At 56.8% G+C, this 502-nt stretch carries 1 protein-coding gene; it reads right to left on the bottom strand.

What is annotated here, in order from left to right; genetic code table 11:
* Positions 1–6: 6 nt before the first annotated feature.
* A complete protein-coding gene (locus tag ACR0B3_RS24590; protein WP_480811322.1) occupies positions 7–462 on the bottom strand; it encodes a DUF1499 domain-containing protein in 456 nt (151 codons plus the stop codon).
* Positions 463–502 lie beyond the last annotated feature (40 nt).

Raw genomic sequence — 502 nt, 5'->3', positions numbered from 1 at the left:
GATTGATCAGCGCGCTTCCTGCAACGCAGCGACCCAATCGGCCACGCGCGCTGCATTCACCCCCAAATCGCTATAACCAAAACGCGACCGCGAGAAGATCTGAACCCGCGCGCCCCCCTCATCAGTAGGATCAAGCGTTAGGCTGAGCGCGTCAGGAAAGCCCATCAAACGGCTGCGATAGACATAGGTGACAAAGCCATCCTCTGGTTGGCCTGCCAACAGAACGGCGCCATCGCTGGCGGCCTTCAGCGCGACATCTGCCGCCACATCCGCTAGATTGCGCGGCAACACCAAGGCCTCATCCCCCACCATTAGGGCGAAATTGGGGGTTGATGGCGGCACAGCCAAAGCGGGGCGAATATGATAGCGCGCGGCATCCATTGGCATCACGCGAAAGGCCACCGCCGCAAAAATTACGATGCCAAAAAGCGTTGCAACGGATATGAACAATATGAACAGCATCTTTTACCCCCAACGAATTATCTTTACGCGAAGCCCATTT

This window comes from Ruegeria sp. CE9, assembly GCF_056537425.1.
The sequence above is the reverse complement of the archived record's forward strand: the minus strand, read 5'-3'. Positions and strand labels throughout refer to the sequence as shown.

What these genes read in the sequence shown, in the direction of transcription:
- ACR0B3_RS24590 (WP_480811322.1), bottom strand. Translation starts at nt 462, where the DNA reads ATGCTGTTCATATTGTTCATATCCGTTGCAACGCTTTTTGGCATCGTA.